At 74.7% G+C, this 2,817-nt stretch carries 2 protein-coding genes; one reads left to right on the plus strand and one right to left on the minus strand.

The features are described from left to right. The first annotated feature begins 210 nt into the window (after positions 1-210). Complete coding sequence (locus tag ADY01_RS34620; RefSeq protein WP_049580756.1) at positions 211-1,212, plus strand: XRE family transcriptional regulator; 1,002 nt, start codon at positions 211-213, stop codon at positions 1,210-1,212. Between the two features lie 12 nt (positions 1,213-1,224). Here the strand turns inward: ADY01_RS34620 and ADY01_RS34625 are convergent, their stop codons facing one another. After that, positions 1,225-2,466 carry a YcaO-like family protein gene (locus tag ADY01_RS34625; RefSeq protein WP_049580757.1) on the minus strand — a complete coding sequence of 414 codons (1,242 nt, stop codon included), beginning with the start codon at positions 2,464-2,466 and terminating at the stop codon, positions 1,225-1,227. Positions 2,467-2,817 lie beyond the last annotated feature (351 nt).

The raw sequence follows: 2,817 nt of genomic DNA on the forward strand, positions 1-2,817 counted from the left end.
CACCCGGCCCGACCCTGTCGCCCCCCGATCGACTCCGGCCTGAGTCGGACGACGTCAAGGATCCGCACCCGCGCACCGCGCCGACAAGGGAGAACGGCGTTCGAACGCGTTCGGAACGGCGCTCAGCCCGCTCCGAACGTGCTCGAACGGCGAAGCGTCGCCCGTGGTCGGGCGGTGGCCCCGGTCGGCGCCGGGGGCCATACTGGGGGAATGAGCCAGGAGGGGGGCGGCTTGGCCGGGCCGTCGGCGACAGCACCACAGCCGGCACAGGCGGGCAGCCCCGCCGAGTTCACCGAGGCACTGCGCGCGCTGCGGACCTGGTCCAAACTGACCTACCGCCAGATCGAGCGCGAGGCGACCGCGCACGGCGACACCCTCCCGGCCAGCACCATCGCGACGACCCTGGGTCGCGCCACCCTGCCCCGGGAACGGTTCGTCGGCGCCTTCACCCGCGCGTGCGGCCTCGGCGAGGAGGACGTGCGCGCGTGGCTGGAGGCCCGCCACCGCATCGCCACGCACGAACCGGCCCGCGACGAGGACGGCGGCGAGGACGGCACCCCGGCTTCCGGTGAGTCCCTCCCGGCGCGTGTCCGGCGAGGGCGCCGGGTGGTCGGCCTGCTCGTCGCCCTGGGCGTCGGGGCCGGGGCCGGGGTCGTCGGCACGCTCGGCGCCGACGAGCTGTCCGACGCCTCCTCGCCCCCGGCGGGCGCCTCCACGATGCCGGTGACAGGGCTGCGCATGCTGGCCGTGGGCAGCTGGGCACGCATCCACCCCGCTCGCGCACCGGAGCTGTGCGTGACCGAGGGCAGCGATCGCACCGGCCGTTACGAGACGGCCGTCGCCGCCCAACGGCCCTGCGCGAAGGCCGAGTTGCCGCGTGTGTTCCTCGAACCGCTGGGCCAGGACATCGTGCAGATCCAGTGGCACCATCCGGAGTTCAGCATCGGCTGCCTCACGGTCCTGCTGGACGGGCCGGGCGAGAACCTCCTCGAACCGCGCGAGGACTGCGCCGACACCGACAGGGCCCAGCAGTTCCGCGTGGACCCCCTCGGCCCGTCCGCCGCGACCCACTTCCGCCTTCGCCCGGTCGTCACCGACCAGTGTCTGGGCCTGCGCGACCAGGGCGCCGAGGACGGTACGGAGGTCGTGCAGGGCCGGTGCTCCGGGGCCGCCGACCAGGACTTCCTCATCGAACTGACCCCGCCTCCCTGACCGGGGACGAGCTCACGCCGCCCTGGCCGCCGCGCGGGCGCGGGGGCCGGGGAGGAGCAGCATGCCGGACAGGATCGTCATGAAACGCTCCAGGCCGGGCGCGAAGGCGTGCACGGCGGTGATCCCGCCGGGCAGGCGGGCGGTGATGCGGTAGTACGGGCGGTGCCCGGCGGCCGTCAGCAGGCCGGTGAGGCCGCGGAGTTGATCGCCCAGGTCCCCCAGCCGCCCCTCGTCCTCGGGGAACGGCACGCTCTCCGCCTGCGCCAGGTGGCCCGTCAGGTCGAAGCGGACGCAGGACTGGAGCGCCGGGTACGGCTCGAACGCGTCGAGCGAGGGCGGCGGATGACCGGGCCCCGCCCCCTGGGCGAACCGGGCCTGGACCAGTTCGGTCAGCGCGCGCCACGCGGCGCAGCGCGCCGACAGCGAGGTCCCGGCGCCGACGCGGCCCTCGGGCAGCGGGTCGGTGGGCGTATAGGCGAGGAACGTCGGGACGCCGAGGTCCGTCGTCGCGTGCAGCAGGTGCACGGGGGCGCCGGTGACCTCCTCGGCCGTGCGGTGCGCCGCGGCCAGCGCGCCGGGGAGGGTGGCCGGGTCGACCACCCGCGGGCGGTGCCGCGTCGCGTTCCTCCCCAGGAAGCAGCGGGCGAGCAGCAGGGAGAGCGCGTCCCGTTCGACCGCCTCGTTCAGCGCGTGGACCAGGGCCTCGGCCGCGGTGGTGCCGATGGCCGAGCCGCTGTTGCTGCCGTAACGCGCCAGCTGCCGGTAGTCCGCGCGGTCCCCGGCGGCCTGGCGCCGGTCGGGGCGGTCCAGGTACCAGCTGGTGGTGAGCGCCACGGGCACGGAGATGGCCCCCGCGCCGGAGAGCGGCGTGTAGCGGTGGCAGGCGACCGCCGGCATGGAGGCGAGCACCGGCGCGCACGCCTCCCCGGCCAGCGCCCCCGAGACGACGTCCGCCCCCGGACGCAGCTCCACCTGCCGCGGATCGAAGTGCTCCGGTCCCGTCAGATGGTGTTCCAGGGCCTCGAAGAGCGCGCCGACCCGCGCCTCCCGCGCGAACCCCTTCCCGTTCCCCACGCCCTGCGGCACCATCCGCCCCGAGGCGTCGCGCAGTCGGCAGCGCCACGCGGTGAGGCCGTCCCTGGAGCCCAGCTCCCAGACCTCGGGCCGTAATCCCCTCTCGCGCAATGCCAGGCGCACCTGCCGCTCCGCGCGCCGTACCGACATCACGCGCTCCACCCCGGGGTCGTTGTCCATATGCCGCTCCCCTCCCGGGAATGCGCGCCGGGGCGCGGATTCCCCGTGCCCGGCCCGCCGTTGTCACTCGCTTTCGCTCTCGCTGTCCTCCGCCTCGGCGAGCAGCCCTTCCTCCTGCTCAGAGAGCTCCTGCTCCGACTTGTCCAGCGACACCGAGTGGTCCCACGACAGAATGCCCACCCCCTTCCCTTCCGCGATGTCCCTCTCCGGGCCTCCGTCGGTCCTTTCTACCCCGCCGGCCGCGCCGCGCATTCCGGCGGAAAGAAGGGTGAATCGTTGAAGGAACTAGTCGGATAGACATCCTTTGCGAGGGGGAAGGGTTCGCGCCCCGGGGGAGGCGGGGCGCGAACC

This window comes from Streptomyces sp. SBT349 (assembly GCF_001083795.1).
Classification (GTDB): domain Bacteria; phylum Actinomycetota; class Actinomycetes; order Streptomycetales; family Streptomycetaceae; genus Streptomyces.